The 25,177-nt window shown below is 52.5% G+C and carries 21 protein-coding genes and 1 pseudogene; 11 read left to right on the top strand and 11 right to left on the bottom strand.

The features are described from left to right. The 3 genes and pseudogenes from D9738_RS20570 to D9738_RS20560 all read left to right on the top strand — a co-directional run. Positions 1-305: substrate-binding domain-containing protein (locus D9738_RS20570; RefSeq protein ID WP_130261042.1), on the top strand; the 305-nt coding region annotated here is incomplete at its 5' end. Positions 306-409: 104 nt separating this feature from the next. After that, a pseudogene (locus D9738_RS20565) lies at positions 410-756 on the top strand (hypothetical protein). A gap of 2 nt (positions 757-758) precedes the next feature. After that, complete coding sequence (locus tag D9738_RS20560; protein ID WP_130261041.1) at positions 759-1,358, top strand: hypothetical protein; 600 nt, start codon at positions 759-761, stop codon at positions 1,356-1,358. A gap of 57 nt (positions 1,359-1,415) precedes the next feature. Here the strand turns inward: D9738_RS20560 and glpD are convergent, their stop codons facing one another. After that, entirely contained in the window at positions 1,416-2,921 is a 1,506-nt protein-coding gene (gene glpD, locus D9738_RS20555; protein WP_130209019.1) for a glycerol-3-phosphate dehydrogenase, read from the bottom strand. 189 nt (positions 2,922-3,110) lie between these two features. Between glpD and glpE the strand changes: the two genes are divergently transcribed. The 3 genes from glpE to D9738_RS20540 are packed head-to-tail and all read left to right on the top strand — an operon-like array spanning position 3,111 to position 5,087. Further along, positions 3,111-3,437: a thiosulfate sulfurtransferase GlpE gene (glpE, locus tag D9738_RS20550; protein WP_130221378.1), complete on the top strand. Its 327-nt coding sequence runs from the start codon at positions 3,111-3,113 to the stop codon at positions 3,435-3,437. Positions 3,438-3,481: 44 nt separating this feature from the next. Further along, a complete protein-coding gene (gene glpG / locus D9738_RS20545; RefSeq protein WP_130261040.1) occupies positions 3,482-4,312 on the top strand; it encodes a rhomboid family intramembrane serine protease GlpG in 831 nt (276 codons plus the stop codon). Positions 4,313-4,328: 16 nt separating this feature from the next. Continuing rightward, entirely contained in the window at positions 4,329-5,087 is a 759-nt protein-coding gene (locus tag D9738_RS20540) for a DeoR/GlpR family transcriptional regulator (protein WP_000815099.1), read from the top strand. On the opposite strand, the gene rtcR is transcribed toward D9738_RS20540, so the two are convergent. Next, positions 5,069-6,667, bottom strand: a complete 1,599-nt coding sequence (gene rtcR, locus D9738_RS20535; RefSeq protein ID WP_130261039.1) for a DNA-binding transcriptional regulator RtcR — start codon at positions 6,665-6,667, stop codon at positions 5,069-5,071. The two genes, D9738_RS20540 and rtcR, sit on opposite strands and share 19 nt — an antisense overlap. Positions 6,668-6,853: 186 nt before the next feature. Between rtcR and rtcB the strand changes: the two genes are divergently transcribed. Further along, positions 6,854-8,080, top strand: coding sequence for an RNA-splicing ligase RtcB (gene rtcB / locus D9738_RS20530; RefSeq protein WP_001603950.1), 1,227 nt, complete (start codon positions 6,854-6,856; stop codon positions 8,078-8,080). Positions 8,081-8,083: 3 nt separating this feature from the next. Then, positions 8,084-9,100 (top strand): RNA 3'-terminal phosphate cyclase, encoded by a 1,017-nt coding sequence (gene rtcA, locus D9738_RS20525; RefSeq protein WP_130261038.1) that lies wholly within the window; start codon positions 8,084-8,086, stop codon positions 9,098-9,100. Between the two features lie 42 nt (positions 9,101-9,142). Here rtcA and malT read toward each other — a convergent pair whose 3' ends face one another. Further along, on the bottom strand, positions 9,143-11,848 hold the full coding sequence (gene malT / locus D9738_RS20520; protein ID WP_130261037.1) for an HTH-type transcriptional regulator MalT: 2,706 nt from the start codon (positions 11,846-11,848) through the stop codon (positions 9,143-9,145). Between the two features lie 623 nt (positions 11,849-12,471). Between malT and malP the strand changes: the two genes are divergently transcribed. Beyond that, positions 12,472-14,865, top strand: a complete 2,394-nt coding sequence (gene malP, locus D9738_RS20515) for a maltodextrin phosphorylase (protein WP_130261036.1) — start codon at positions 12,472-12,474, stop codon at positions 14,863-14,865. Positions 14,866-14,874: 9 nt separating this feature from the next. Then, positions 14,875-16,959, top strand: a complete 2,085-nt coding sequence (gene malQ / locus D9738_RS20510; RefSeq protein ID WP_130261035.1) for a 4-alpha-glucanotransferase — start codon at positions 14,875-14,877, stop codon at positions 16,957-16,959. A gap of 56 nt (positions 16,960-17,015) precedes the next feature. Here malQ and gntT read toward each other — a convergent pair whose 3' ends face one another. The 3 genes from gntT to gntX all read right to left on the bottom strand — a co-directional run bounded on the left by gntT (position 17,016) and on the right by gntX (position 19,989). Further along, complete coding sequence (gntT, locus tag D9738_RS20505; protein ID WP_001131743.1) at positions 17,016-18,332, bottom strand: gluconate transporter; 1,317 nt, start codon at positions 18,330-18,332, stop codon at positions 17,016-17,018. 339 nt (positions 18,333-18,671) lie between these two features. Then, positions 18,672-19,247 (bottom strand): Fe-S biogenesis protein NfuA, encoded by a 576-nt coding sequence (nfuA, locus tag D9738_RS20500; protein WP_000619389.1) that lies wholly within the window; start codon positions 19,245-19,247, stop codon positions 18,672-18,674. Positions 19,248-19,305: 58 nt separating this feature from the next. Further along, positions 19,306-19,989, bottom strand: a complete 684-nt coding sequence (gene gntX / locus D9738_RS20495) for a DNA utilization protein GntX (RefSeq protein ID WP_130261034.1) — start codon at positions 19,987-19,989, stop codon at positions 19,306-19,308. Between the two features lie 37 nt (positions 19,990-20,026). On the opposite strand from gntX, the gene bioH reads away from it, so the two are divergent. Beyond that, positions 20,027-20,797 carry a pimeloyl-ACP methyl ester esterase BioH gene (gene bioH, locus D9738_RS20490; protein WP_130261033.1) on the top strand — a complete coding sequence of 257 codons (771 nt, stop codon included), beginning with the start codon at positions 20,027-20,029 and terminating at the stop codon, positions 20,795-20,797. A 14-nt stretch (positions 20,798-20,811) separates the two neighbouring features. Here the strand turns inward: bioH and D9738_RS20485 are convergent, their stop codons facing one another. From D9738_RS20485 to feoB, 5 genes are all read right to left on the bottom strand, one after another. After that, a complete protein-coding gene (locus tag D9738_RS20485) occupies positions 20,812-21,180 on the bottom strand; it encodes a type II toxin-antitoxin system PemK/MazF family toxin (protein ID WP_130261032.1) in 369 nt (122 codons plus the stop codon). Then, positions 21,174-21,443 carry an AbrB/MazE/SpoVT family DNA-binding domain-containing protein gene (locus D9738_RS20480; protein WP_130261031.1) on the bottom strand — a complete coding sequence of 90 codons (270 nt, stop codon included), beginning with the start codon at positions 21,441-21,443 and terminating at the stop codon, positions 21,174-21,176. Before D9738_RS20480 ends, D9738_RS20485 begins: the two co-directional genes overlap by 7 nt. 72 nt (positions 21,444-21,515) lie before the next feature. Then, on the bottom strand, positions 21,516-22,394 hold the full coding sequence (gene rpnA, locus D9738_RS20475) for a recombination-promoting nuclease RpnA (RefSeq protein WP_130261030.1): 879 nt from the start codon (positions 22,392-22,394) through the stop codon (positions 21,516-21,518). A 203-nt stretch (positions 22,395-22,597) separates the two neighbouring features. Further along, the gene (gene feoC / locus D9738_RS20470) at positions 22,598-22,834 is read right to left on the bottom strand and encodes a [Fe-S]-dependent transcriptional repressor FeoC (protein ID WP_000157586.1); all 237 of its coding nucleotides are present in this window, start codon (positions 22,832-22,834) and stop codon (positions 22,598-22,600) included. Between the two features lie 10 nt (positions 22,835-22,844). Further along, positions 22,845-25,166, bottom strand: coding sequence for a Fe(2+) transporter permease subunit FeoB (gene feoB / locus D9738_RS20465; protein ID WP_130261029.1), 2,322 nt, complete (start codon positions 25,164-25,166; stop codon positions 22,845-22,847). Between the last annotated feature and the right edge of the window lie 11 nt (positions 25,167-25,177).

Here is a 25,177-nt window from a genome sequence, read left to right as displayed (position 1 = left end):
GAATTACCGATCCACTACACACACCATCTTCCATTGGATACACCTTCCACTATTACGTCACACGTATGAATGACAATATGCTCAAAATGCGCAAACAGATCAAACTGCTGGCTATAAACGGTGTTGCGCCTACAGAGGAAAATATCCGTAACGGCACTTATCCGTACATAATTGATGCTTATATGGTGACGCGTGAAAACCCCACGCCGGAGACGCAGAAATTCGTCGACTGGTTTTTAAGCCCGCAGGGGCAGCAATTGGTAGAGGATGTGGGATATGTGCCGCTGTATAAAACGCAACCTTAAAGCAGGAGAAATAATATGGATACTACTATTATTCGCCTGAACGCAGCAAATGTTCGTTTTATCTATCAGCCGTTTACACACGACCAGCGGGCGAGGGGATAATTATGCAACCCAGCCCCGCCATGCAGGCATTAATTGAGCAGATATATTACACCTTTCGCCGTTATCCGGTGCCGAAGCAATGTGTGGTTTGTTGTGAATATTGCCTGAGTCAGCAGGAACAAATAGTAGCTTTGAGCAGGATGATGACGATAAAGCTATTACCGCCCAAATCAATACCTGGGCTGACAACAAGCAATCCATCCTGAAAGAACGCGCGCGGCAAGCGATTGAAAACCCGCTTAAACAGCCTGAACAGGGCACACGATATCAGGTCTGGGAAGATGACTGGATGGTTGATGAGTGTTTATGCGCGATGTATGACGCATCATCCGAATCATCAGGACAATAAAGATGAATAAAATCAGACTTTATATTCCCCCGCTAATTCTCGGCTTTATTATTGTACCGTTGTTGATATGGCCGACGGTAGTTGCGCTGGCTGCTTCTGTTATAACGCTGAGTTTTCTGGGGGAGATACTGTTCTCTATCCCGCTCATGATCAGGCGTATTTCATTTCTGGAATTACAACTTTGGTTATCGGTCGAATATGCGCTTTTCTTCTGTGTAATGTGCTGCGTCGGTTGGCAATTTGCTCGCAGAACGCCACCTAAATTAAAAAGAAAACTGCATTGTTGGCTGGTATTTGCACCAGTTTATTTCTGGCTGCTCCTGTGGAATATCATTTTTTACGTCGCACCAGCGAAAATTGCGTTGCTGGAAAATATGCGCAGTTTCTTTCTGACAGTTGTCTGGCCCCCACTGAATTTTTCGCCATTTTGGCCCCAACCGTGGACTGGCTTTATCGGTCCGACAAGCGCCCAGCTTGGTTTTGCGTTGGGATATTACTGCCAGTGGCGTAGCAAAAATAGAAGCCAGGGGCGGATGTGGAGCGAGTGGGGAACGTGCCTTAGTTTTGTTACGTTGGGTATGATGGCGTGGGCTTTGCGGTAATTCCCTGAATCAAAAAGTAGGTCAGATTGAAATCTGACCTGACCACTTTACGTTAAATCACGACGCCAGCGACAACTTCTGCTGCGTATACTCCACCAGCCACTGACTCACACGAGATTGTTGTTCCGCATTCAGCCACATGCCTTGTTTTGTGCGACGCCACAGGGCATCGTCGGCGCGACGGACCCATTCGTGATCCACCAAGTATTTCAGCTCCGCTTCGTAAAACTCATGACCGAAATCCTCCCCGAGGTCGCTTATCGCCCCCGCATTGCCGAGCAGCAGCTCGCTGTTGCTGCCGTAAGTGCGCGCGTAATGACGTGCCAGCGATTCCGTAATGAATGGATAGCGGCGGCGCAAGCGGGCGGCGTAGTCATCGCGGTCGCCTTCGATGGCACCACCCGGCAGCACGCTCTCTTTAGTCCACGCCGGGCCAATACCCTGATAATACGGCGTCAGTTTTTCCAGCGCATGTTCCGCCAGTTTGCGGTAGGTGGTCAGCTTACCGCCAAATACCGACAGCAGCGGTGCTTTGCCGTTTTCATCATGAATATCAAGGGTGTAATCACGGGTAATAGCCTGCGGCGAATCGGACTCGTCATCACACAGTGGGCGCACGCCGGAGTAGGTCCAGACGATATCGTCCCGGCTTAACTGCTTTTTAAAGTGCGTGTTATACACTTTCAGCAGGTAATTGATTTCACTCTCTTCAATCTTCACTGCTTTCGGATCACCTTTGTATTCCACATCGGTGGTGCCGATGATGGAAAACTCGTCCATCCACGGGATCACAAAGACAATACGTTTATCTTCGTTTTGCAGAATGTAGGCTTGTTTTTGGGTATGCACGCGCGGCACCACAATATGGCTGCCTTTGATCAGGCGAATGCCATAAGGTGAGGGCAAATGCATGCCGTCGTCGAAGAACTGTTTCACCCACGGGCCAGTGGCGTTAACCAGGCCGCGCGCCTGCCATGTATATTTTTTGCCAGTATCGATATCTTCCGCTTCCACAATCCACAGGCCGTTTTCGCGGCGAGCAGAAGTGGCACGAGTACGAGTAAGCACTTCACCGCCTTTACGCACCACCATCTGGGCGTTGGCGAGTACCAGACGGGCGTCGTCTACCCAACAGTCGGAATATTCGAATCCGCGCTTAATTTCCGGTTTTAACACTGAATTTGCGCCAAAACGCAAACCGGTTGATCCCGGCAGGCTGGTGCGTTTGCCCAGATGATCGTACATGAACAGACCAATACGAATCATCCACGCCGGGCGCAGATGCGGACGATGCGGCAGGCGAAAACGCATCGGGAAGGCGATATGCGGCGCCATTTTCAGTAGCACTTCACGTTCGGCCAGCGCCTCGCTGACCAGTCGGAATTCATAGTGCTCAAGGTAGCGCAGGCCACCGTGAATGAGTTTTGAACTGGCGGAGGAGGTCGCGCAAGCGAGATCCTGGGCTTCCAGCATCAGCACGGATAAACCGCGTCCAGCGGCGTCTGCCGCGATACCAGCACCATTGATGCCGCCACCTATCACAATCAGATCTTTGGTTTCCATGCTGCCCTCATTCACTTTCGTTAAAGCTCATAAATGTTCGTTATCGAACATATTAGCAAAGAATCGCGCTTTGGGTAACATTGAAAAAACATTTTAGAGTGATATGTATAACATTATGGCGTTTATCTGCCGCTTCGACGTAAACTGTGCGGTAAATTTGCCCACTTGTTTGTAAAGAAAGAGAGACGCATGGATCAGTTCGAATGTATTAACGTTGCCGATGCGCACCAGAAGTTGCAGGAAAAAGAGGCGGTGCTGGTCGATATTCGCGATCCACAGAGTTTCGCAATGGGGCATGCGGCGCAGGCTTTCCATTTGACTAACGACACACTGGGCGCGTTTATGCGTGATAACGACTTCGATACGCCGGTGATGGTGATGTGTTACCACGGTAATAGCAGCAAAGGCGCGGCGCAGTATCTGCTGCAACAGGGCTACGATGTGGTCTATAGCATTGATGGCGGTTTTGAAGCCTGGCAACGTCAGTTTCCCACAGAGGTGGCGTACGGCGCGTAAGGCTTTATACTGTCCCCTTTTGTGCGGAATAAGCGACAGCAACAATGTTGATGATTACCTCTTTTGCTAACCCCCGCGTGGCGCAGGCGTTTGTCGATTACATGGCGACGCAGGGTGTTATCCTCACGATTCAACAACATAATCAAAGCGATGTCTGGCTGGCGGATGAATCCCAGGCTGAACGTGTGCGGGCGGAGCTGGCGCGTTTTCTCGAAAACCCGGCTGATCCGCGTTATCTCGCTGCCAGCTGGCAGGCGGGCCATACCGGCAGTGGCCTGCATTATCGCCGTTATCCTTTCTTTGCTGCCTTGCGTGAACGTGCAGGTCCGGTAACCTGGGTGATGATGATCGCCTGCGTGCTGGTGTTTATCGCCATGCAAATCCTTGGCGATCAGGACGTGATGCTATGGTTGGCCTGGCCATTCGATCCAACACTGAAATTTGAGTTCTGGCGCTACTTCACCCATGCGTTAATGCATTTCTCACTAATGCATATCCTCTTTAACTTGCTCTGGTGGTGGTATCTCGGCGGTGCGGTGGAAAAACGCCTCGGTAGCGGTAAGCTAATTGTCATTACTCTCATTAGCGCCCTGTTAAGTGGCTATGTGCAGCAAAAATTCAGCGGGCCGTGGTTTGGCGGGCTTTCTGGCGTGGTGTATGCGCTGATGGGCTACGTCTGGCTACGTGGCGAACGCGATCCGCAAAGTGGCATTTACCTGCAACGTGGGTTAATTATCTTTGCGCTGATCTGGATTGTCGCCGGATGGTTTGATTTGTTTGGGATGTCGATGGCGAACGGAGCACACATCGCCGGGTTAGCCGTGGGTTTAGCGATGGCTTTTGTTGATTCGCTCAATGTGCGAAAACGAAAATAATTCCAGGGATTTATAAATGAAACAAACACAACGTCACAACGGTATTATCGAACTGGTTAAACAGCAGGGTTATGTCAGCACCGAAGAGCTGGTAGAACATTTCTCCGTCAGCCCGCAGACTATTCGCCGCGACCTCAACGAGCTGGCAGAGCAAAACCTGATCCTGCGCCATCATGGCGGTGCGGCGCTGCCTTCCAGTTCGGTTAACACGCCGTGGCACGATCGCAAGGCCACCCAGACCGAAGAAAAAGAGCGCATCGCCCGTAAAGTGGCGGAGCAAATCCCCAACGGCTCGACGCTGTTTATCGATATTGGCACCACGCCGGAAGCGGTGGCGCACGCGCTGCTTAATCACAGCAATTTGCGTATTGTCACCAACAATCTCAATGTTGCTAACACGTTGATGGTAAAAGAAGATTTCCGCATTATTCTCGCCGGTGGCGAATTACGCAGCCGCGATGGCGGGATCATTGGCGAAGCGACGCTCGATTTTATCTCCCAGTTCCGCCTTGATTTCGGCATTCTGGGGATAAGCGGCATCGATAGCGACGGCTCGCTGCTGGAGTTCGATTACCACGAAGTTCGCACCAAACGCGCCATTATTGAGAACTCGCGCCACGTTATGCTGGTTGTCGATCACTCGAAATTTGGCCGTAACGCGATGGTCAATATGGGCAGCATCAGCATGGTAGATGCCGTCTACACCGACGCCCCGCCGCCAGTAAGCGTGATGCAGGTGCTGACGGACCACCATATTCAACTGGAGCTGTGCTGATCCTGCACGGCTTCCCACGTCAGACCAAAACGCGCCAGGTATTTGCGTAGCCGATCCGCGTCATTGACGCTGGCTTTGCCCTGGCGCGAAACATCAAAAAGCTGACGTCCGGCAGCAGAAAGCGACTTTGCCTGGCGGCAGATAGCGATAACGTGTTCCAGTTGCAGCCGATCAAAGAGGTCGATATTTTCCGCTTCAGCGCCCAACAGCTGTACAAGCACGGAAGGGCGGCTCTCCTGCCAGTTATAGCGCAGACGGTTTATCTCATCTTCAACCACTTCCAGAGTGATGCGTCCGCTAGTGGCAAAGGTTGCCATCCGCGTGACGCTGGCAGAAAGCTCGCGAAAGTTACCGCGCCATGTTGCCTGGGGAGATGTCGCAAAGGCCAGCCAGGTGCGCCGCGCTTCGGTGTTAAAACGCACGCTGTCGCCGGTGAGTGAGGCGTGGCGCTCCACTTCATAATCCAGGTTCGGTTCAATATCTTCCTGGCGTTGGCGTAGGCCCGGCAGGGTGAAGGTCCACAGATTGATCCGCGCGTACAGATCTTCGCGAAATTTGCCTTCGGCAACCAGCTGGCGCAAATCGCGCACCGTTCCGGCGATAAGCTGAAAATCACTGCTCACCTGGCGATCGCTGCCAAACGGGTAAAAGGTTTTCTCTTCAATGGCTTTCAGCAGCATTGCCTGTTCGTCTGCGCCCAGTTCGCCAATCTCATCAAGAAACAACATCCCGCCATCGGCGCTGCGTAATAATCCTTCACGCGATTCCCGCGCCCCGGTAAACGCGCCTTTCACATGACCAAACAGCGCCGACATGGCGGTATCGCCGCGCAGGGTGGCGCAGTTCACCTCAACAAACGCGCCGCTAAACTGATGCCGCGCCTGTTTTAATTCGAAGATACGTCGTGCCAGAAACGACTTGCCCGCACCGGTTGGGCCGTTAAGCAGGATCGGTGCGCGGGATTTAATCGCCACTTTTTCAATCTGCTCAATCATGCGGTTGAAGTGGGGGTTACGCGTGGCAATGCCGGACTTAAGAAAATCAAGCGTTTGCTGGCGTTCCTCGGCAAAGCGGCTGGCAATGGCGTTATAACGGCTTAAATCGAGATCGATAATTGTCACTGCGCCTGGGCTATCGGGCTGCTCTTTTTTGCGCGGAGGTGAAGATTGTATCAGCCGGGCGGGCAAGTAACGCGCTTCCGCCAGCAGAAACCAGCAAATCTGTGCAACGTGGGTGCCGGTAGTGATATGAATTAAATAGTCTTCTTTATCAGGTTGGAATGCGTAACCACGGGCGAAGTCATGCAGGCAGGCGTAAACCTCTTCGAAATCCCACGGGTTATGCAGTTCAATCTCAACGCCCATTACTTCTGTTTCTGGCGAAATGCTGGTGATATCGCGTTTAAGCGTTTCAAATAGCGAGCGTGAGCGGGCGTCGTGCAACAATTCCAGCCGATCGATCACCAACGATTCTTGCTGGCATAAACAGAGTGTTGGACGCCATTTTGACCAGCGCTGACTGCCGCGCCCGGCATAATCCAGCACCGTTCCGACAAAGCCAAAAGCCACTGTTTTACGCATCTTAGATATCCTTATAAAAGACGATATTTCATTATCGGTAAATTGGCTTTGCGGGAAATCTCCGTTTACGGACGTAAAGATTTTATCTATTTAAAAACAGTGAATTAAAAAATTAAGTTGCTTATTTAATTTTCTGGCACGACGGTTGCAATTATCAGGACATACCAACGAAAAGAGAAAAGCAAAATGAATTACGAATTACTAACCACTGAAAATGCCCCGGTAAAAATGTGGACCAAAGGCGTGCCGGTAGAAGCCGATGCGCGTCAGCAACTTATTAATACGGCGAAGATGCCGTTTATTTTCAAACATATTGCGGTAATGCCTGATGTACACTTGGGTAAAGGTTCCACCATTGGTAGCGTGATCCCGACCAAAGGGGCGATTATTCCGGCGGCGGTGGGCGTGGATATTGGCTGTGGAATGAACGCACTGCGTACCGCGTTAACGGCGGCAGACCTGCCTGAAAACCTGGCGGAGCTGCGTCAGGCAATTGAAACTGCCGTGCCGCACGGGCGTACTACCGGGCGTTGTAAACGTGATAAAGGTGCCTGGGAAAATCCACCTGTTAACGTCGATGCGAAATGGGCTGAACTGGAAGCCGGTTATCAGTGGCTAACGCAAAAATATCCCCGTTTCCTTAACACTAACAACTATAAACATCTGGGAACGCTGGGAACGGGTAACCACTTTATTGAAATCTGCCTTGATGAGTCGGACCAGGTGTGGATTATGCTGCACTCCGGTTCACGCGGAATTGGTAACGCCATCGGGACTTACTTTATCGATCTGGCGCAAAAAGAGATGCAGGACCAGCTTGAAACGTTGCCGTCGCGTGATCTGGCGTACTTTATGGAAGGTACGGAATACTTTGATGATTACCTGAAAGCGGTGGCCTGGGCGCAACTTTTTGCCAGCCTTAACCGCGATGCGATGATGGAAAACGTGGTAACGGCGTTGCAGAGCATTACGCAGAAAACGGTAAGACAGCCACAAACGCTGGCGATGGAAGAGATCAACTGTCACCACAACTATGTGCAAAAAGAACAGCACTTTGGCGAAGAGATCTATGTGACGCGTAAAGGCGCGGTGTCTGCGCGTGCTGGTCAATATGGAATTATTCCCGGTTCGATGGGAGCGAAAAGCTTTATCGTCCGTGGGCTGGGAAATGAAGAGTCGTTCTGTTCGTGCAGCCACGGTGCCGGGCGGGTAATGAGCCGTACTAAAGCGAAAAAACTGTTCAGCGTGGAAGATCAAATTCGTGCCACCGCGCATGTGGAATGCCGTAAAGATGCCGAAGTGATCGACGAAATCCCGATGGCGTATAAAGATATTGATGCGGTGATGGCGGCACAAAGCGATCTGGTGGAAGTTATCTATACCCTGCGTCAGGTGGTGTGCGTAAAAGGATAAATGATGAAAAGGATGATTGCGCTGGATGGCGCACAGGGCGAAGGCGGCGGGCAGATCCTGCGCTCGGCGCTGAGCCTGTCGATGATAACCGGCAAGCCATTTACCATCACCGGCATTCGTGCCGGGCGGGCGAAACCGGGGCTGTTGCGCCAGCATCTGACCGCGGTAAAAGCGGCTGCGGAAATTTGTAGGGCAACGGTGGAAGGCGCGGAGCTGGGGTCGCAGCGTCTGGTCTTCCGGCCAGGTACCGTGCGCGGCGGCGATTACCGCTTTGCTATCGGTAGCGCCGGAAGCTGTACGCTGGTGCTGCAAACGGTGCTGCCTGCGCTGTGGTTTGCCGATGGGCCTTCTCGCGTAGAAGTGAGCGGCGGCACTGATAACCCGTCGGCCCCGCCTGCGGATTTTATGCGCCGGGTGCTGGAGCCGCTGCTGGCGAAAATAGGAATTCATCAGCAAACCACACTATTACGCCACGGTTTTTATCCTGCCGGAGGCGGCGTGGTGGCAACGGAAGTCGCGCCCGTGACATCGTTTAACACCTTGCTACTTGGCGAGCGCGGAAACATTACGCGGATGCGTGGTGAGGTGTTACTGGCTGGCGTGCCGAGGCATGTCGCTGAACGTGAAATCGCTACGCTGGCGGGGAGTTTTTCCCTGCATGAGCAGAATATTCATAACCTGCCGCGCGACCAGGGGCCGGGTAATACCGTCTCGCTTGAAGTCGAAAGTGAAAATATTACCGAACGCTTTTTCGTCGTCGGTGAAAAGCGCGTCAGCGCCGAAGTGGTCGCGGCACAACTGATAAAAGAGGTGAAGCGCTACCTGGCAAGCACGGCGGCGGTGGGGGAATATCTTGCTGACCAGCTAGTGTTGCCAATGGCGCTGGCGGGCGCGGGACAATTTACGGTCGCCCATCCCTCATGCCATCTGCTGACCAATATTGCGGTGGTGGAGCGTTTCTTGCCCGTGCGGTTCAGTCTGATAGAAACAGACGGCGTAACGCGAGTGAGCGTTGAATGATGCAGAGATGTCAGCCGGATCTGGCGCGTTATCCGGCTAAATTCACACTCCATACCCCATCATCTTCAGCAGTTTCTGCGCGTGTTGTACCGCAGCCTGGCGGTGGGCGACGCCGAGTTTTTGGTACAGATTGCGGATATGCGTCTTGATAGTGGTCGCCGCGACTTCCAGCTCGCCCGCAATTTGCTCGTTGCTGTAACCGGAGTAAATCAGCCCCAGCACCTGCCATTCGCGCTGGGTCAGCGGGCTGGTGCGGATTAGTTCTGGCACTTCCGGATGATTTAGCAGACGTTCAACGAAACTCTCATCGAAATGAGCGAATTTATGTCGATGATGTTGATTGATTTCCCGCAGAATACGCTGTGCGCGGTGCTGTTCCAGTTCCGGCAACGTATTGAGTTGAATCAGCTGACGTAACTGCTGCGCCATCGCTTCGCCTTCAATAACAAAATGACTGATAAATCCAGTGCGATTTGCCAGTTTTAATGCATCCAGCAACACACGCTGGGCGTCGCTTTTACGCCCGGCTTGCCAGTACAACTGATTGAGTAAAAGCAGGTTACGGTTGAGGTCGCTCATCAACCGCAGACTGCGGGCGTTTTCGTTCAGTTCTTCGAGGACTATTTCCGCCGGTTCAAACTCTCCCAGCAAGATTTGTGCGCGGGCTATGTTGCGCCATTGACCTTGCAGGAAGTGATTGTTCGCAAACTCTGGTTTCGCAGTATGGCTCAGCCAGTTGGCGGCAGCCGCTTTATCTCCGGTCATTTGCCAGTAAATCACCCGGACTTTGTTGGCGTTAGAGATCCAGTCGCTGTGATATTTGCCATTCCCCAGCAGGTTTTCCAGACGGTTTAGCTGGCTACGGGCGTTATCTAAATCGCCACGGGCCAGCGAGCATTGGATCAACATTGCCAGGCACTGAAGCTGTTGCTGCGGCTGATAAGACGACAAGACTTCAATCCCGCTTCGTGCCGAGGCTTCGGCTTCATCCAGCCGCGCCCAGGCCCATAGCAGCTGTGCACGGATGCGCACCAGAAACTCATGCATCGGCAACTGTTCCAGATGCTGCTCGTTTATCAACTGGAACGCTTTTTCCTGTGTTTCCCATGCAGTTTGCAGGAACCCTTGGGCAAACAGAATTTCACTTTGCTGGATTAAACTCCACAAGGCGTAGTGCCAAACATCGTGCTGACGTGCCATTTGTTCGGTTTGCTGCATTAACGCCAGTGAACGGGTCAATTCACCTTTGCAGTGCAACACTTCGCCAAGCACGGAGGTTGCCACAATGCGGCTGTAGAACCAGCCCGGAGGCAGTTCTTCCAGTGCCAGTTTTGCCAGCCGTTCAGCTTCATCCGGATTGCCGTCGTTAATCGCCACCTGGGCGCGCAAAGCGTTAAATTCTGCGTGCATGGTGCCTTCTCTGATGTCCTTGATCTCATGCTCGGCACGTGCAAGCAGGGTGTTCACTTCGCCATAGCGATGTTGGCTTTGCATCAGCCACGCCTGCAACAACACCAGCTGTGGGTTTTCCAGCAGGCTGTCCCACGGCAGGGCGTTGAGCGACTCTTCCAGCAGTGACAGTTCGCTATGGTTGAACAGACTCCAGGCGTGATTAAGCAGAATATCGCGCAGCATCAGCGCGTCGCCCGCGGCCAGCGCATGATGAATAGCTTCGCTGGGAAAACCTTGCGCCATCCAGCTTTCTGCAGCGGCACGATGAATTTCGGGCAGTTCCGCCGCCAGTTCCCACTGGCAGCGCTGGCGCAGGAAGTTGCCAAACAACGGGTGATAGCAGAACCACTCGCCGGTATCATCCATCCGTTGCAAAAACAGTCCCTGACGCTCAATTTCTTCGAGGCGCATTTGCCCGTTGTCTTCACCTGTCACGCGGGTGATTAGCGTATCGTTCATCGATCGCAAAATGGCACTTTTCAGCAGGAAATGACGTGTTGCCAGATCAACGTTATCTAACACTTCATCGACCAGATAATCAGAAAGATGGCTGGCATTAATGCCCGCCAGGCGACGTGCGGATTTGTGCGCAGAGTGGGTATTCTGTCGGACGGAGAGGGCGATTAATTGTAAAGCCGTTGCCCAACCAGAAACGTCATCGCAAATCCGGCTACTTTCAGCGGCTTCAATGGGCGAAGACAGACGGCAATCAAAAAACTGCTTGGCTTCCTGGTGGGTAAACGCCAGTTGCTGGCTGCCAATTTCCAGCAGTTGGTCACGTACACGCAAATTGGCAATACCCAGTTGCGGAAGATTGCGCGACAAAACTACCAGGGTCAGATTTTCCGGTTGATGACGAATAAAGAAGCGCATTGACTCGTGAATCACTGGGTTAGTGATCAGATGATAATCGTCAATAACCAAGTAGAGCGGCTGGTGCCACTCTGCCAGTTCGATAAACAGTTGGGCAAAAAGTGAGGATAGACTGGCATATTGCCGCTTTTGCGCCATCACTTCACTGGCGGGGCAATGCCCGTTGGTGGCCTGTTGAATTGCGGCAATCAGGTAGCTGGCGAAACGTTCTTGCTGGTTATCGCCGTCATCCAGCGAGTACCAGCCCAAATCGTTTTTGCCTGCCGCCCATTGGGATATGAGTGTGGTCTTTCCGTAGCCCGCAGGACTTGTGATCAGCACCAGCCTGAAGTTGTTCGCGCCGGAAAGTTTAGCCAGCAGGCGCTCACGAACCACGGTATGGTCGAGTCGAACCGGACGACTTAATTTTGACGGAATCAGCATAGTTAATCACTTCACTGTGGAAATTGAGGAAATATTATTTTTTTTGCGCTTCGTAATTAATGGTTATAAGGTCGGCTAGAAATCTGTGCAATGCAAGCGATGACGGTTTTTTATGTGTCTGAATTTGCACTCTGTCACAATTCAAAACCTTTATTAATGTTTCATCTTAAAACTACGCTGATCCAGCGTAGATACTGGATCTTATGGTGTTTTCTCATGGTTCAATAGTGTTATTAAAGCAATGATGCTTCCTTAATTCATGATGAAAGGTCTATCTAAAAAGATGATCTTAATAAATCTATTAAGAATGAGATGAATCACGATTGGTATTTCATTGCTGAAACTATTTCGCTGCTTTACTTAATTTATAGAGTGGCTTTCCGCTTTTTGATAATACGCGACGCCCTTTCTTACTGTTAATCGTCGGTTTTTTTGCGCTCTTTGGCACTGGGCTGATGCTTTTGCAGTTGATTGCACTACCTTTAAGTGTTCGCGATCACATTTTCTTGCTCATCCCCGTCACTCCTCCCCGCCTAATCCCCCGTAGGATGAGGAAGGTCAACATGGAGCCTGGCAAACTAACGATAACGTTGTGTTTAATGTCTAAGAAAACTGGAACTCCTATGTCACAACCCATTTTTAATGAAAAGCAATTTCAGGAAGCCCTGTCACGTCAATGGCAGCGTTATGGCTTAACTTCTGCAGCTGAGATGACCCCTCGTCAGTGGTGGCAGGCCGTGAGTGAAGCGCTGGCGGAAATGTTGCGTGCCCAGCCTTTTGCCAAACCGACGGCGAATCAGCGCCATGTTAACTACATCTCAATGGAGTTTTTGATTGGTCGTCTGACGGGCAACAACCTGTTAAATCTCGGTTGGTATCAGGCTGTTCAGGATTCGCTGAAATCCTATGACATCAACCTGACAGATTTGCTGGAAGAAGAGACTGACCCGGCGCTGGGCAACGGCGGTCTGGGCCGTCTGGCGGCATGTTTCCTCGATTCAATGGCGACCGTCGGACAATCCGCAACAGGCTATGGTCTGAACTATCAATATGGTCTGTTCCGTCAGTCATTTGTTGACGGTCAACAAATGGAAGCGCCAGATGACTGGCATCGCAGTAACTATCCGTGGTTCAGCCATAATGAAGCGCTTGACGTGCAGGTTGGGATTGGTGGCAAGGTCACGAAAGACGGTCGTTGGGAGCCCGCATTTACCATTACCGGCCAGGCGTGGGATTTACCTGTGCTGGGCTACCGAAATGGTGTGGCGCAGCCGCTGCGTTTATGGCAAGCGACACATGCGCATCCGTTTAACCTCACCAAATTCAACGACGGCGATTTCCTGCGTGCTGAACAACAGGGCATTGACGCTGAAAAACTGACTAAAGTGCTCTATCCAAACGACAACCATACTGCCGGAAAAAAACTGCGTCTGATGCAGCAATATTTCCAGTGTGCTTGTTCGGTTGCCGACATTCTGCGTCGTCACCATCTGGCGGGGCGTAAACTGCACGAGCTGGCAGATTACGAAGTCATTCAACTGAACGACACCCACCCGACTATCGCTATTCCGGAGCTGCTTCGTGTGCTAATCGATGAGCACCAGATGAGCTGGGATGACGCATGGGCAATCACCAGCAATACCTTTGCTTATACCAACCATACCCTGATGCCAGAAGCACTTGAGTGCTGGGATGAGAAGCTGGTAAAAGCCCTGCTGCCACGCCATATGCAGGTAATCAACGAAATCAACAACCGCTTTAAGAAGCTGGTGGAAAAAACCTGGCCGGGCGATAAAGCGGTATGGGCGAAGCTGGCGGTGGTGCATGACAAACAAGTTCGCATGGCCAATATGTGCGTGGTAAGCGGCTTTGCGGTAAACGGTGTGGCGGCGTTGCACTCGGATCTGGTGGTGAAAGATCTGTTCCCGGAATATCACCAGCTATGGCCGAACAAATTCCATAACGTCACCAACGGCATTACCCCGCGTCGCTGGATCAAACAGTGCAACCCGGCACTGGCGGCATTGTTGGATAAGTCACTGAAAAAAGAGTGGGCTAACGATCTCGATCAGTTGATCAATCTGGAAAAATTCGCTGATGACGAGAAATTCCGCCAGCAATATCGCGAGATCAAACAGGCGAATAAAGTTCGTCTGGCGGAGTTTGTGAAAGTCCGTACCGGTATTGAAATCAATCCTCAGGCGATTTTCGATATTCAGATCAAACGCCTGCACGAGTACAAACGCCAGCACCTGAATCTGCTGCATATTCTGGCGTTGTACAAAGAAATTCGTGAAAACCCGCAGGCTGACCGCGTACCGCGCGTCTTCCTCTTCGGCGCGAAAGCGGCACCGGGCTACTACCTGGCGAAGAATATTATCTTTGCGATCAACAAAGTGGCTGACGTGATCAACAACGATCCGCAGGTGGGCGACAAGCTGAAGGTTGTATTCCTGCCAGATTATTGTGTATCTGCTGCGGAAATGCTGATCCCGGCGGCGGATATCTCCGAGCAGATCTCCACCGCAGGTAAAGAAGCTTCTGGTACTGGCAATATGAAACTGGCGCTTAACGGTGCGCTCACTGTCGGCACGCTGGATGGTGCAAACGTGGAGATCGCCGAGAAAGTCGGTGAAGAGAATATCTTTATCTTTGGTCATACCGTGGAGCAGGTTAAGGCGCTGAAAGCTAAGGGCTATGATCCGGTGAAATGGCGGAAGAAAGATAAGGTGCTTGATGCGGTATTAAAAGAGCTGGAAAGCGGTAAATATAGCGATGGCGATAAACACGCGTTTGACCAGATGCTGCATAGCCTCGGTAAGCAGGGCGGCGATCCGTATCTGGTGATGGCGGACTTTGCGGCTTATGTCGAAGCGCAAAAACGCGTGGATGTGCTGTACCGCGACCAGGAGGCCTGGACTCGCGCGGCGATCCTCAATACCGCCCGCTGCGGTATGTTTAGCTCGGATCGCTCAATCCGTGATTATCAGGCTCGTATCTGGCAGGCAAAACGCTAAGGAAGCGCGATGGGAAGCAAACGTCTGGACAAAGCCGCGTTGGCGGCGGGGATCAGCCCCAATTACATCAATGCCCACGGAAAACCGCAGTCGATTAGCGCCGAAACCAAACGGCGTTTGCTTGATGCGATGCATCAAAGTGCCGCCACGAAAGTGGCGGTAACACCAGTGCCAAATGTCATGGTGTATACCTCCGGGAAAAAAATGCCAATGGCAGTAGAGGGCAGCGGCGAATTTAGCTGGTTGCTGACCACCGAAGAAGGTACGCAGTACAAAGGCCACGTGAGCGGTGGTAACGCGTTCAATCTACCGACGAAGTTGCCGGAAGGTTATCACACGCTGACGCTTACTCAGGATGAACAGCGTGCTCATTGTCGGGTGATTGTCGCCCCGAAACGCTGCTACGAACCGCAGGCATTGCTCAATAAGCAAAAGCTGTGGGGCGCTTGCGTTCAGCTTTATACGCTGCGATCGGAAAAAAACTGGGGTATTGGGGATTTTGGCGATCTCAAAGCTATGCTGGTGGATGTGGCGAAACGTGGTGGAGCGTTTATCGGCCTGAATCCGATTCATGCGCTCTATCCGGCAAACCCGGAAAGCGCCAGCCCATATAGCCCGTCTTCTCGCCGCTGGCTGAACGTGATTTATATCGACGTCAACGCTGTTGAAGATTTTCAGCTTAGCGAAGAGGCGCAAGCCTGGTGGCACATGCCGACCACGCAGCAGACGCTGCAACAGGCGCGGGATGCCGACTGGGTCGATTACTCCACGGTTACCGCCCTAAAAATGACAGCATTGCGGATGGCGTGGAAAGGTTTCGCGCAACGTGATGATGAGCAGATGACCGCGTTTCGCCAGTTTGTTGCAGAGCAAGGCGATAGCCTGTTTTGGCAGGCAGCCTTTGATGCGCTACATGCCCAGCAAGTGAAAGAAGACGAAATGCGCTGGGGCTGGCCAGCATGGCCTGAGATGTATCAGAACGTGGATTCGCCAGAAGTGCGTCAGTTCTGCGAAGAACATCGCGATGACATCGATTTTTATCTCTGGTTGCAGTGGCTGGCTTACCGCCAGTTTGCCGCCTGCTGGGAGATAAGCCAGGGCTATGAAATGCCGATTGGCTTGTATCGTGATCTGGCGGTTGGTGTAGCAGAAGGTGGGGCAGAAACTTGGTGCGACCGCGAATTGTATTGCCTGAAAGCGTCGGTTGGCGCGCCGCCGGATATCCTCGGCCCGCTGGGGCAGAACTGGGGCTTGCCGCCGATGGACCCGCATATCATCACCGCGCGCGCCTATGAACCGTTTATCGAGCTGCTGCGCGCGAACATGCAAAACTGCGGCGCATTACGAATTGACCATGTGATGTCGATGCTGCGTTTGTGGTGGATACCGTATGGCGAGACGGCGGATCAGGGGGCATATGTTCACTATCCGGTGGATGATCTGCTCTCGATTCTGGCACTCGAAAGTCAGCGTCATCGCTGCATGGTGATTGGGGAAGATCTCGGCACTGTACCAGTAGAGATTGTCGGTAAACTGCGCAGTAGCGGTGTTTACTCCTATAAAGTGCTCTATTTCGAAAGCGACCACGAGAAGACATTCCGCGCGCCGAAAGCGTACCCGGAGCAGTCGATGGCAGTTGCGGCGACACACGACCTGCCAACGCTTCGCGGTTACTGGGAGAGCGGTGATTTAACGCTGGGCAAAACGCTGGGGCTGTATCCGGATGAAGAGGTGCTACGCGGTTTGTATCAGGATCGTGAGCAGGCGAAGCAGGGGCTGCTGGATGCACTGCACAAATATGGCTGCCTGCCTAAACGCACCGGGCATAAGGCGTCGCTGATGGCGATGACGCCGACGCTTAATCGTGGTTTGCAACGCTACATTGCCGACAGCAACAGCGCCCTGTTAGGGCTACAGCCGGAAGACTGGCTGGATATGGCGGAACCGGTAAATATTCCTGGAACCAGTTACCAGTACAAAAACTGGCGACGCAAGCTTTCCGCAACGCTTGAGACGATGTTTGCCGATGATGGGGTGAACAAGTTGATTAAGGATCTGGACAAGCGGCGCAGGGCGGCAGCGAAGAAGAAGTAGAGTACGTTTGATGCCGGATGCGACGCTTGACGCGTCTTATCCGGCCATCAGTATTATCAAATCACCATATTCAGCAGCAGACAGCCAACCAGACCGCACACTGAGATAATGGTTTCCAGCATCGACCAGGATTTGATGGTCTCGCCGATAGTCAGGTTAAAGTACTCTTTGAACAGCCAGAAGCCCGGATCGTTCACGTGCGAGAAAATCACACTACCGGAACCAACCGCAATAACCATCAGCTCTGGGCTAACACCCGTCGTTGCAATCAGCGGCGCAGCGATACCACCCGCAGTGATTGCTGCAACGGTTGCGGAACCCAGCGCGATACGCAGTACGGCAGCAATCGACCAGGCCATCAGCAGCGGAGAAATGTTGGTTTCGTGCATCATGGAAGCAATGTATTTGTCCACGCCGCTGTCTACCAGCACCTGCTTGAACGCACCGCCACCGCCGATGATCAACAGCATCATCGCAATGATTTTGATGGAAGAAACCAGCGTGTCATTAATCTGATCCATTGAACGGCCACGGTTCAGACCAAAGGTGAACATCGCAATCAGCACGGCAATCAGCGTAGCCATTACCGGGTCACCGAGGAACTCCGCCACCGGCAGGAAAGCGTGACCTTTCGGCAGGATCATTTCGGCAATCGCACGCATCGCCATCAGCACAACTGGCACCAGAGAAGTCCAGACGCTGACGCCAAAGCTCGGCATCTCTTCTTCGCTGAAGGTTTTCGCGCTGTACAGACCTTCCGGGATTGGCTTATCGATACCTTTCAGCACGCGAGCGTAAACCGGACCCGCGAGAATCACGGTCGGGATTGCCAGAATGGTACCGTACAGCAGGGTTTTACCCATATCGGCGTTGAAAATGGTAGCAATCGCAGTCGGGCCCGGATGCGGCGGCAGGAAGCCGTGGGTGACAGACAGCGCAGCGGCCATCGGTACACCAACATACAGCAGCGGGATATTTGCCGCCGCGGCGATGGTGAACACCAGCGGCAGCATCAGTACGAAGCCCACTTCATAGAACAGGGCAAAACCAACGGTAAAACCGGTTAGTACCACGGCCCACTGGATATGTTTTTTACCAAATTTGGCAATCAGCGTGGTGGCGATACGTTGTGCACCGCCACAGTCTGCCAGCATTTTGCCCAGCATCGCGCCAAAACCCATGATCAGGGCAAGGCTGCCGAGCGTCCCGCCGACACCGGCTTTGATAGAGCCAATAACTTTATCCAGCGGCATCCCTTGCATTAATCCAACAGCAAGCGCCACCAGGACGAGGGCGATGAAGCCGTTCATTTTGAAGCGGATCATCAGGAGTAATAACAAGATTACACCGATAGCAACAATGACTAATGGCATGATTTACCTGGCCTTTAATTTGTTATGGGTAACGTCAAGTTTCTGACGACAAATCCTGGTTGTCCCAACTGGGAACAGAGATACAACGGCACCACGGCTGATGACTCCTAAAACGAATTAGTGTAGTCAAATGTTATGAGTGTGTTTGGTGCCCATAGGAATGATACGGGTAACATTGCGTGCTTGAGAATCACCAGAGCGGGGTAAATTTAAATTATGAGAGGTTGGTCATATTATCGCGGGGAAACGAAGGGATGGATTTGCCGAGCCAATGCCTGGCAGACGGCCCGAAAAGACGCTTTAGCGTCGCATCGGGCAATCTACAAAAGAGAGGGTAACTTAGTAGTAAGAGTGCTCGCCGCGCTGGTGTTCGGTGAGATCGCGTACACCTTTCAGCTCCGGGAATTCGTTCAGCAGCTGCTTCTCGATCCCTTCTTTCAGCGTCACATCGACCATAGAACAACCGTTACAGCCGCCACCGAATTGCAGAATGGCGTAGCCGTCTTCGGTGATTTCCATCAGCGAAACGCGACCACCGTGACCGGCAAGTTGTGGGTTGATCTGCGATTGCAGCATGTACTCCACACGCTCCATCAGCGGCGCATCGTCAGCCACTTTACGCATTTTGGCGTTTGGTGCTTTCAGCGTCAGCTGAGAACCCAACTGGTCGGTAACAAAATCAATCTCTGCATCTTCCAGGTAAGGTGCGCTTAACTCATCAACATACGCGGTCAGCAGGTCAAATTTCAGGGCGGTATCGGTGGCTTCCACAGCGTCCGGCGGACAATAAGAAACACCACATTCAGCGTTAGGCGTGCCAGGGTTAATCACAAATACGCGGATTTGTGTCCCTTCTTCCTGGTTTGCCAGCAGTTTGGCAAAGTGCGCTTGTGCAGCATCGGAAATACGGATCATAGTAATGGCCTAATAGTTGACTATTTTAGTTGGTTATAATACGCCCATCATCGAGGCTCTACAAGGTTCGACAAAGGCACCAGACCTGGACTGTCGCCGCACCATTGCGTAAAAGCAGCTGCGCAATCTCTGCGACGGTACTTCCGGTGGTAACGACATCATCCACAATCACCATATGGCGACCTTGCACGGGCAATTCAAGGCGAAAAGCATTCTTCAGATTGCGTCTGCGTAGTCGGGCGCTGAGGAAATGCTGGGTCGCAGTGGCTCGTGTACGCGTGACGGCTTCGCTATCCCATTGGCAATTCAACCAGCGTGATAACGGCTGACACAGCAAGTCGCTCTGATTAAACCCCCGATGCCAGTGACGGCGCTGCCATAACGGGACGCTGACGATGCGATCCGGCAGTTGTAATCCGGTAGTCCGACGGGCGTGTAAGACTTCTAATAGTAACAGACGTGACAGGGCGCTGGCGATTTCGCTGCGTAGAGAAAACTTAAGCTGGTGGATGAGCGGACTTAAGGGGGGCGCATAGTCGGCGACCGTGACCAGTCTTTGCCAGGGCGGCGGTTTTTGCAGGCAGCGACCGCAAGGAAGATGTGGGTGTGTGGCAGGTAATCCACATTGTGGGCATAGCGTTTTATCTGTACGGGCGGCACGAGAGCATACCGAACAAATCCCCCAGTGACCTAACGCCAGCGGCATTCGGCATAGCCAGCATAATCCCGGTACTGTTAGCATATGTTCATCCTTGTAAGTAAAAAGAGAACAATAGCCGATGAATAACATCTGGTGGCAGACCAAAGGTCAGGGGAATGTTCATCTTGTGCTGCTGCACGGATGGGGACTGAATGCCGAAGTGTGGCGTTGCATTGACGAGGAACTTAGCTCGCATTTTACGCTGCACCTTGTTGATCTGCCGGGCTTTGGGCGCAGCCAGGGGTTTGGCGCAGTGTCGCTTTCTGAGATGGCTAACGTCGTGTTGCAACAGGCACCGGACAAAGCCATTTGGCTGGGCTGGAGCCTTGGCGGACTGGTGGCAAGCCAGATTGCGTTAACCCATCCCGAGCGCGTTCAGGCGCTGGTCACCGTGGCATCGTCGCCGTGTTTTAGTGCTCGTGACGAGTGGCCGGGGATAAAACCGGACGTGCTGGCAGGTTTCCAACAGCAACTCAGTGAAGATTTCCAGCGCACGGTGGAACGGTTCCTGGCGTTACAAACCATGGGTACCGAAACGGCACGCCAGGATGCGCGGGCGCTGAAGAAAACCGTTCTGGCGTTGCCGATGCCGGAGGTCGATGTGCTTAATGGCGGGCTGGAAATCCTCAAAACGGTCGATTTGCGCTTGCCGCTGCAAAACGTACCCATGCCGTTTTTGCGCTTGTATGGCTATCTCGATGGTCTGGTGCCGCGCAAAGTGGTGCCGATGCTGGATCAACTCTGGCCGCACAGCGAGTCATACATCTTCGCCAAAGCGGCCCATGCGCCATTTATTTCGCATCCGGTCGAGTTTCGTCACGTGCTGGTGGCGTTGAAGCAAAGGGTGTAGGCGGTAAGTCAGGGCTACTGTTGCGGGTCGATTAAATTCACCAGTTTGCCGATAACTTCACTAATCAATGCTTCATCGGCAACGGTATGAAATTTAGCGCCACGGGCAATAAGATCGACAGCTTTTAGCTGGTGACAGAGCACAACGCCATGCAGGCTACCGGTTTGCGTATCATGGGGGAGGACGCTCACTGTCACCCCTGTGGAACGCGCTGCATTTGCGCCTGTTGAAATTGGACAGCACATAGCAACTTTTAAAACATTGTTGAGTTCTTTGTCCGTTACCACAATGCAATAATGTGGTCCGCGAAGTTCATGTCCGGCAACCGGATCAGGGTTAAAATACCATATCTCTCCACGATGTGGCGTCCTTGCCTTTACCATGCTTCATTACCTTTTTTTCCTTCAGCCCATCCTTCTGTGGACTGATTTAACTCCGTAATTTCGTTTTCATCGATCTGGCTCAACAACTGCGCGACGGTAAGACGCCCACGCGGTTTGTGCTCTGTGGGGCGCAAATTAACACTATCGCCTTTCTTCTCCACGGTAAGTTCCGTCCCTGGTGACCATCCAAGATCGGTAGCAAGATCTCGTGGGATAGTAACGATCATGGCTCCTCCTTGTTGCCGTAATTTCACTGTCTGCATATTAGTTCCTTAAGTGCTACTTTGTGTTACATACAAGATAGCACAAAGTAGCACTTAAGCAGGGGATAGTGTCTACTGACTCGCCGCAGCCAACTCTTCTTCTGACACTCCGGTAAAGCGCATGATGTCTGCAAGAGGGACTCCCGACTCAAGCATTATTTTGGCTATATGTAGGGCTTTGGATTGTTCTCCCTCCTGCCGCAATCTTTCCGCAATAGTCATCAAACTCTCCTTGTGTTTCGGTGAACGTTCGGCCACACCGTCGATAAAATTGTTAAAACGTACCGCATCGCCAGTTTGCAGTATGTAATTAAACAGCCCTTTGATTTGTCTGTCATTAGCGTATCCACTACTTAATAAGCAGGCCATTTGCTCTACCAGCCCCAACAGATCGCGCTGGCGTATATGTTTTTGAATTAACTCCAAAAGCGCCATACGTCGGTGCTGCATGATTTCATCATCAGGCATGACGGTGACATCAATCAGCGGAAATGCAGAGGCATAGAGCTGCCTTGCCAGTTTGGGATCGGCGAAACAATCCAGCCAACACAGCGAATAGGGATAGGGGCTTTCAATACCATGGTAAAACAACAACGGCACCACCATCGGCAACGTTTTGTATCCGGCATCAAGGTGGTTTTGCATTGCGGCAATGGCGTAACGCATCATGCGAAATGCGATCAGTTTGTTTGAGGTGCTTTGATGTTCAATCAGGCAATAGATGTATTCTGGTCCTTGCTCGGTTTTCACCGACCACAGCATGTCGGAGTAGCTTTCACGCAGATCGTCATCAATAAAACTGCTCGACTCCAGCTTGAGGGTTCTCATATCACAGAGCGCGTGAATGGGGGCCGGTAAATGGAACGCAAGAAAATCGCGTGCCGTGTCCGGTTGGCGTAAAAAGAGTTTGAACAGTGCATCGTGTGGGGTGGAACTCTGCTTTTTGCTCATGGCGTTCCTTCACCTGTTGTTTGAATGCCGCGACTCTACGCGCCACTCCACACCTGTGCATTAGCCAGTTTTCATCCCTGCGAGACGCTTTCAGAGGAACTTACGCTGTGCTGCAAGAATTGCATTTTTATGGAAAGCCGCACGCAAAAAAAGCCCGGTAGCAAACGCATACCGGGCTTTTCAAAACAGGCGATGGAGTATGGTTAACGCAGCGCCCACCACTCGCGCAGACAGGCTTTTCCTTCCGGGCAGCTTTTACAACTGCCGGAGAGGCAGCCGTCAGGTTCTTCCTGAATCCGCACTGCTTTGCCCATACTTTCCAGTTGTTGCAGCATGGCGTTAATCATTGGCTGTGGAGTGTTCAATGTTTGGCTTATCTGGGCCGCTTCCATACGGCCCCGTAACGCCAGCAAATCACGCACCTGAATGAGCGAAGCCATTGCTGTATCCTTAGTGGCAATCGCCAGTGGTGCTGGCTGCACAGCAACTGCTTACCGATTTGCGCGTTGCCAGCAGTTCGATATCCACCCGGCTACGCGCGCGGCGCAGCAAACCGATAACCACGATGTTAAACAGGATAACCGCCAGAATGCACACCAGGCTGTAGGTTGGATGCTGGCTGTAGCTGGCAACCTGATAGAACAATGTTGCCAGCGAGTAAGCGATATTCAGCCCCCACAGGATGGAGAAGCCCATCCAGCCACGGCTTGATTCACGGGCGATGGCTCCCATCACCGAGATGCACGGTACATACAGCAAGACGAAAATCAGGTAGCTGTAAGCGGCAGCTGCGCTACCGAATTTCTGATCCATCACGCCCATCGCCCCGGTACCCATTTCGCCGTCGCCTTTGCTTGCTTCAATGGGGTTCATCAGTACGCTAAGACTGAAGGTGTCTTTCAGGCTCTGCCAGGTTTCATCTACCGCGCTGAACAGCTCTTCACCGAGGTTAAATTCTGCTGGATTGAACTCTTCGTCCTGAATATTTTCTGCGGTGTAGAGAGTGTTGAGCGTACCCACCACCACTTCTTTCGCCATGGCACCTGTAAACAGGCCAACCGTTGCCTGCCAGTTATCTTCATGTACGCCAATCGGTTTGAAGACCGGGGTGATCACACGGCTAACGGAAGCCAGTGCCGAGTCGTTGATGTTATCGACGATTTTCCCGCTCAACGAGAAGCTGTTGAAGGCGCTCAGGAAAATGCTGACGATGATGATCACTTTACCTGCGCGCATCACGAAGCCTTTCAGACGCTGCCAGGTCTGGATAATCAGACTCTTAACGTGTGGTACGTGGTAGACCGGCAGCTCCATGACAAACGGCGTCGCTTCACCGCGCATGATGGTGTACTTGAGCATCAGGCCAGTCAGCACCGCCATCACGATACCCAGCATATACAGCGAGAAGACCGCCAGCGCGCCGTTCTGCCCGAAGAAGGCAGCCGCAAATACTGCGAAGATAGCCAGACGCGCGCCGCAGGACATAAACGGTGCCATCATAATGGTCATCAGGCGTTCACGCGGCGCATCAAGAGTTCGCGCACCCATCACAGACGGCACGTTACAACCGAAGCCGACGATCAGCGGCACAAAGGATTTCCCCGGCAAGCCCAACGCCTGCATCAGACGGTCCATCACAAACGCCGCACGCGCCATATAACCGGAGTCCTCGAGGAAGGAGAGGAACAGATACATCATGCCGATCTGCGGCACCAGTGGCAGCACGGTGTTAATACCGCCGCCCAGGCCCTGGGCGAGGAAGATAGTCAGCCAGTCCGGGAAGTGGAGCGTGTAGCCAATCCACTGAATACCATGCACAAATAGCGCCACGGAGCCGACGTCAAACAGCGGCTGTAACGCCCCGCCGATGTTGATAGCCAGCAGGAACATCAGGTACATCACAAAGAGGAAAATCGGCAGCCCGAGGAAACGGTTGAGCACGATTTTATCCACTGCCGTGGTGAAGCGACTGGGTTCTGCCGTCAGCGTGTTGCTTACCACATCGCAGATAGCAGCAATACACTGGTAACGCGCATCGGCAATATGCAGCGCCGGATCGTCCATCTCATTACGCAGACGGGCGAGGGCGGCATCCAGATGCTGCGACGCTTCACCGGCGTAGGCGCGGCTGTAGATATCGCCTTCCAGCATTTGCAGACCCAGCCAGCGACGCTGTTTGAGCGGAATGTCGGACGGCATCACTTTTGCCAGTGAATCTGCTTCGTTGAGCAGCGGCTGTGCGTAATGCACCAGTTCTACATTGTCGTTGGCTTTGTAGCGGTCAATCGCCAGTTTCAGAGCTTCGATACCGCGACCACGCGTGGAAACCAGCGGGATCACCGGGCAGCCAAGACGCGCCGACAGCGCATCAATTTCAATGCGAATATTTTGCTTCTCGGCAATGTCGAGCATGTTCAGCGCCACGATGCAGGGAATACCGAGTTCCAGCAGCTGCAGCGTCAGGTAAAGGTTACGCTCAAGGTTAGACGCATCCACCACGTTAATCAGCAGATCGGCGTCGCCACTCAAAATGTAGTGGCAGGCGATTTGCTCGTCCAACGACGTCTGCGATGAAATAGTAGTCAGAGAATAAGTACCGGGCAGGTCCACCAGCGTGACCTGATGATCGGTGGTGGAAAACTGACCCTCTTTACGTTCGACGGTAACGCCAGCCCAGTTTCCTACACGCTGACGTGCTCCGGTGAGCTGGTTAAATAAGGTTGTCTTGCCAGAATTTGGATTACCAATTAAGCCAATGGTTAATTTTTTCATTGTTGTTATCA

It is taken from the genome of Escherichia sp. E10V5 (assembly GCF_004212315.1).
Classification (GTDB): Bacteria; Pseudomonadota; Gammaproteobacteria; order Enterobacterales; family Enterobacteriaceae; genus Escherichia.
The sequence above is the reverse complement of the archived record's forward strand: the minus strand, read 5'-3'. Positions and strand labels throughout refer to the sequence as shown.

Excerpts from the sequence above, each read along its gene's own strand:
- D9738_RS20560 (WP_130261041.1), top strand. The coding sequence starts at position 759 with ATGAATAAAATCAGACTTTATATTCCCCCGCTAATTCTCGGCTTTATT.
- glpD (WP_130209019.1), bottom strand. The coding sequence starts at position 2,921 with ATGGAAACCAAAGATCTGATTGTGATAGGTGGCGGCATCAATGGTGCT.
- glpE (WP_130221378.1), top strand. The coding sequence starts at position 3,111 with ATGGATCAGTTCGAATGTATTAACGTTGCCGATGCGCACCAGAAGTTG.
- glpG (WP_130261040.1), top strand. The coding sequence starts at position 3,482 with ATGTTGATGATTACCTCTTTTGCTAACCCCCGCGTGGCGCAGGCGTTT.
- D9738_RS20540 (WP_000815099.1), top strand. The coding sequence starts at position 4,329 with ATGAAACAAACACAACGTCACAACGGTATTATCGAACTGGTTAAACAG.
- rtcR (WP_130261039.1), bottom strand. The coding sequence starts at position 6,667 with ATGCGTAAAACAGTGGCTTTTGGCTTTGTCGGAACGGTGCTGGATTAT.
- rtcB (WP_001603950.1), top strand. The coding sequence starts at position 6,854 with ATGAATTACGAATTACTAACCACTGAAAATGCCCCGGTAAAAATGTGG.
- rtcA (WP_130261038.1), top strand. The coding sequence starts at position 8,084 with ATGAAAAGGATGATTGCGCTGGATGGCGCACAGGGCGAAGGCGGCGGG.
- malT (WP_130261037.1), bottom strand. The coding sequence starts at position 11,848 with ATGCTGATTCCGTCAAAATTAAGTCGTCCGGTTCGACTCGACCATACC.
- malP (WP_130261036.1), top strand. The coding sequence starts at position 12,472 with ATGTCACAACCCATTTTTAATGAAAAGCAATTTCAGGAAGCCCTGTCA.
- malQ (WP_130261035.1), top strand. The coding sequence starts at position 14,875 with ATGGGAAGCAAACGTCTGGACAAAGCCGCGTTGGCGGCGGGGATCAGC.
- gntT (WP_001131743.1), bottom strand. The coding sequence starts at position 18,332 with ATGCCATTAGTCATTGTTGCTATCGGTGTAATCTTGTTATTACTCCTG.
- nfuA (WP_000619389.1), bottom strand. The coding sequence starts at position 19,247 with ATGATCCGTATTTCCGATGCTGCACAAGCGCACTTTGCCAAACTGCTG.
- gntX (WP_130261034.1), bottom strand. The coding sequence starts at position 19,989 with ATGCTAACAGTACCGGGATTATGCTGGCTATGCCGAATGCCGCTGGCG.
- bioH (WP_130261033.1), top strand. The coding sequence starts at position 20,027 with ATGAATAACATCTGGTGGCAGACCAAAGGTCAGGGGAATGTTCATCTT.
- D9738_RS20485 (WP_130261032.1), bottom strand. The coding sequence starts at position 21,180 with ATGGTAAAGGCAAGGACGCCACATCGTGGAGAGATATGGTATTTTAAC.
- D9738_RS20480 (WP_130261031.1), bottom strand. The coding sequence starts at position 21,443 with ATGCAGACAGTGAAATTACGGCAACAAGGAGGAGCCATGATCGTTACT.
- rpnA (WP_130261030.1), bottom strand. The coding sequence starts at position 22,394 with ATGAGCAAAAAGCAGAGTTCCACCCCACACGATGCACTGTTCAAACTC.
- feoC (WP_000157586.1), bottom strand. The coding sequence starts at position 22,834 with ATGGCTTCGCTCATTCAGGTGCGTGATTTGCTGGCGTTACGGGGCCGT.
- feoB (WP_130261029.1), bottom strand. The coding sequence starts at position 25,166 with ATGAAAAAATTAACCATTGGCTTAATTGGTAATCCAAATTCTGGCAAG.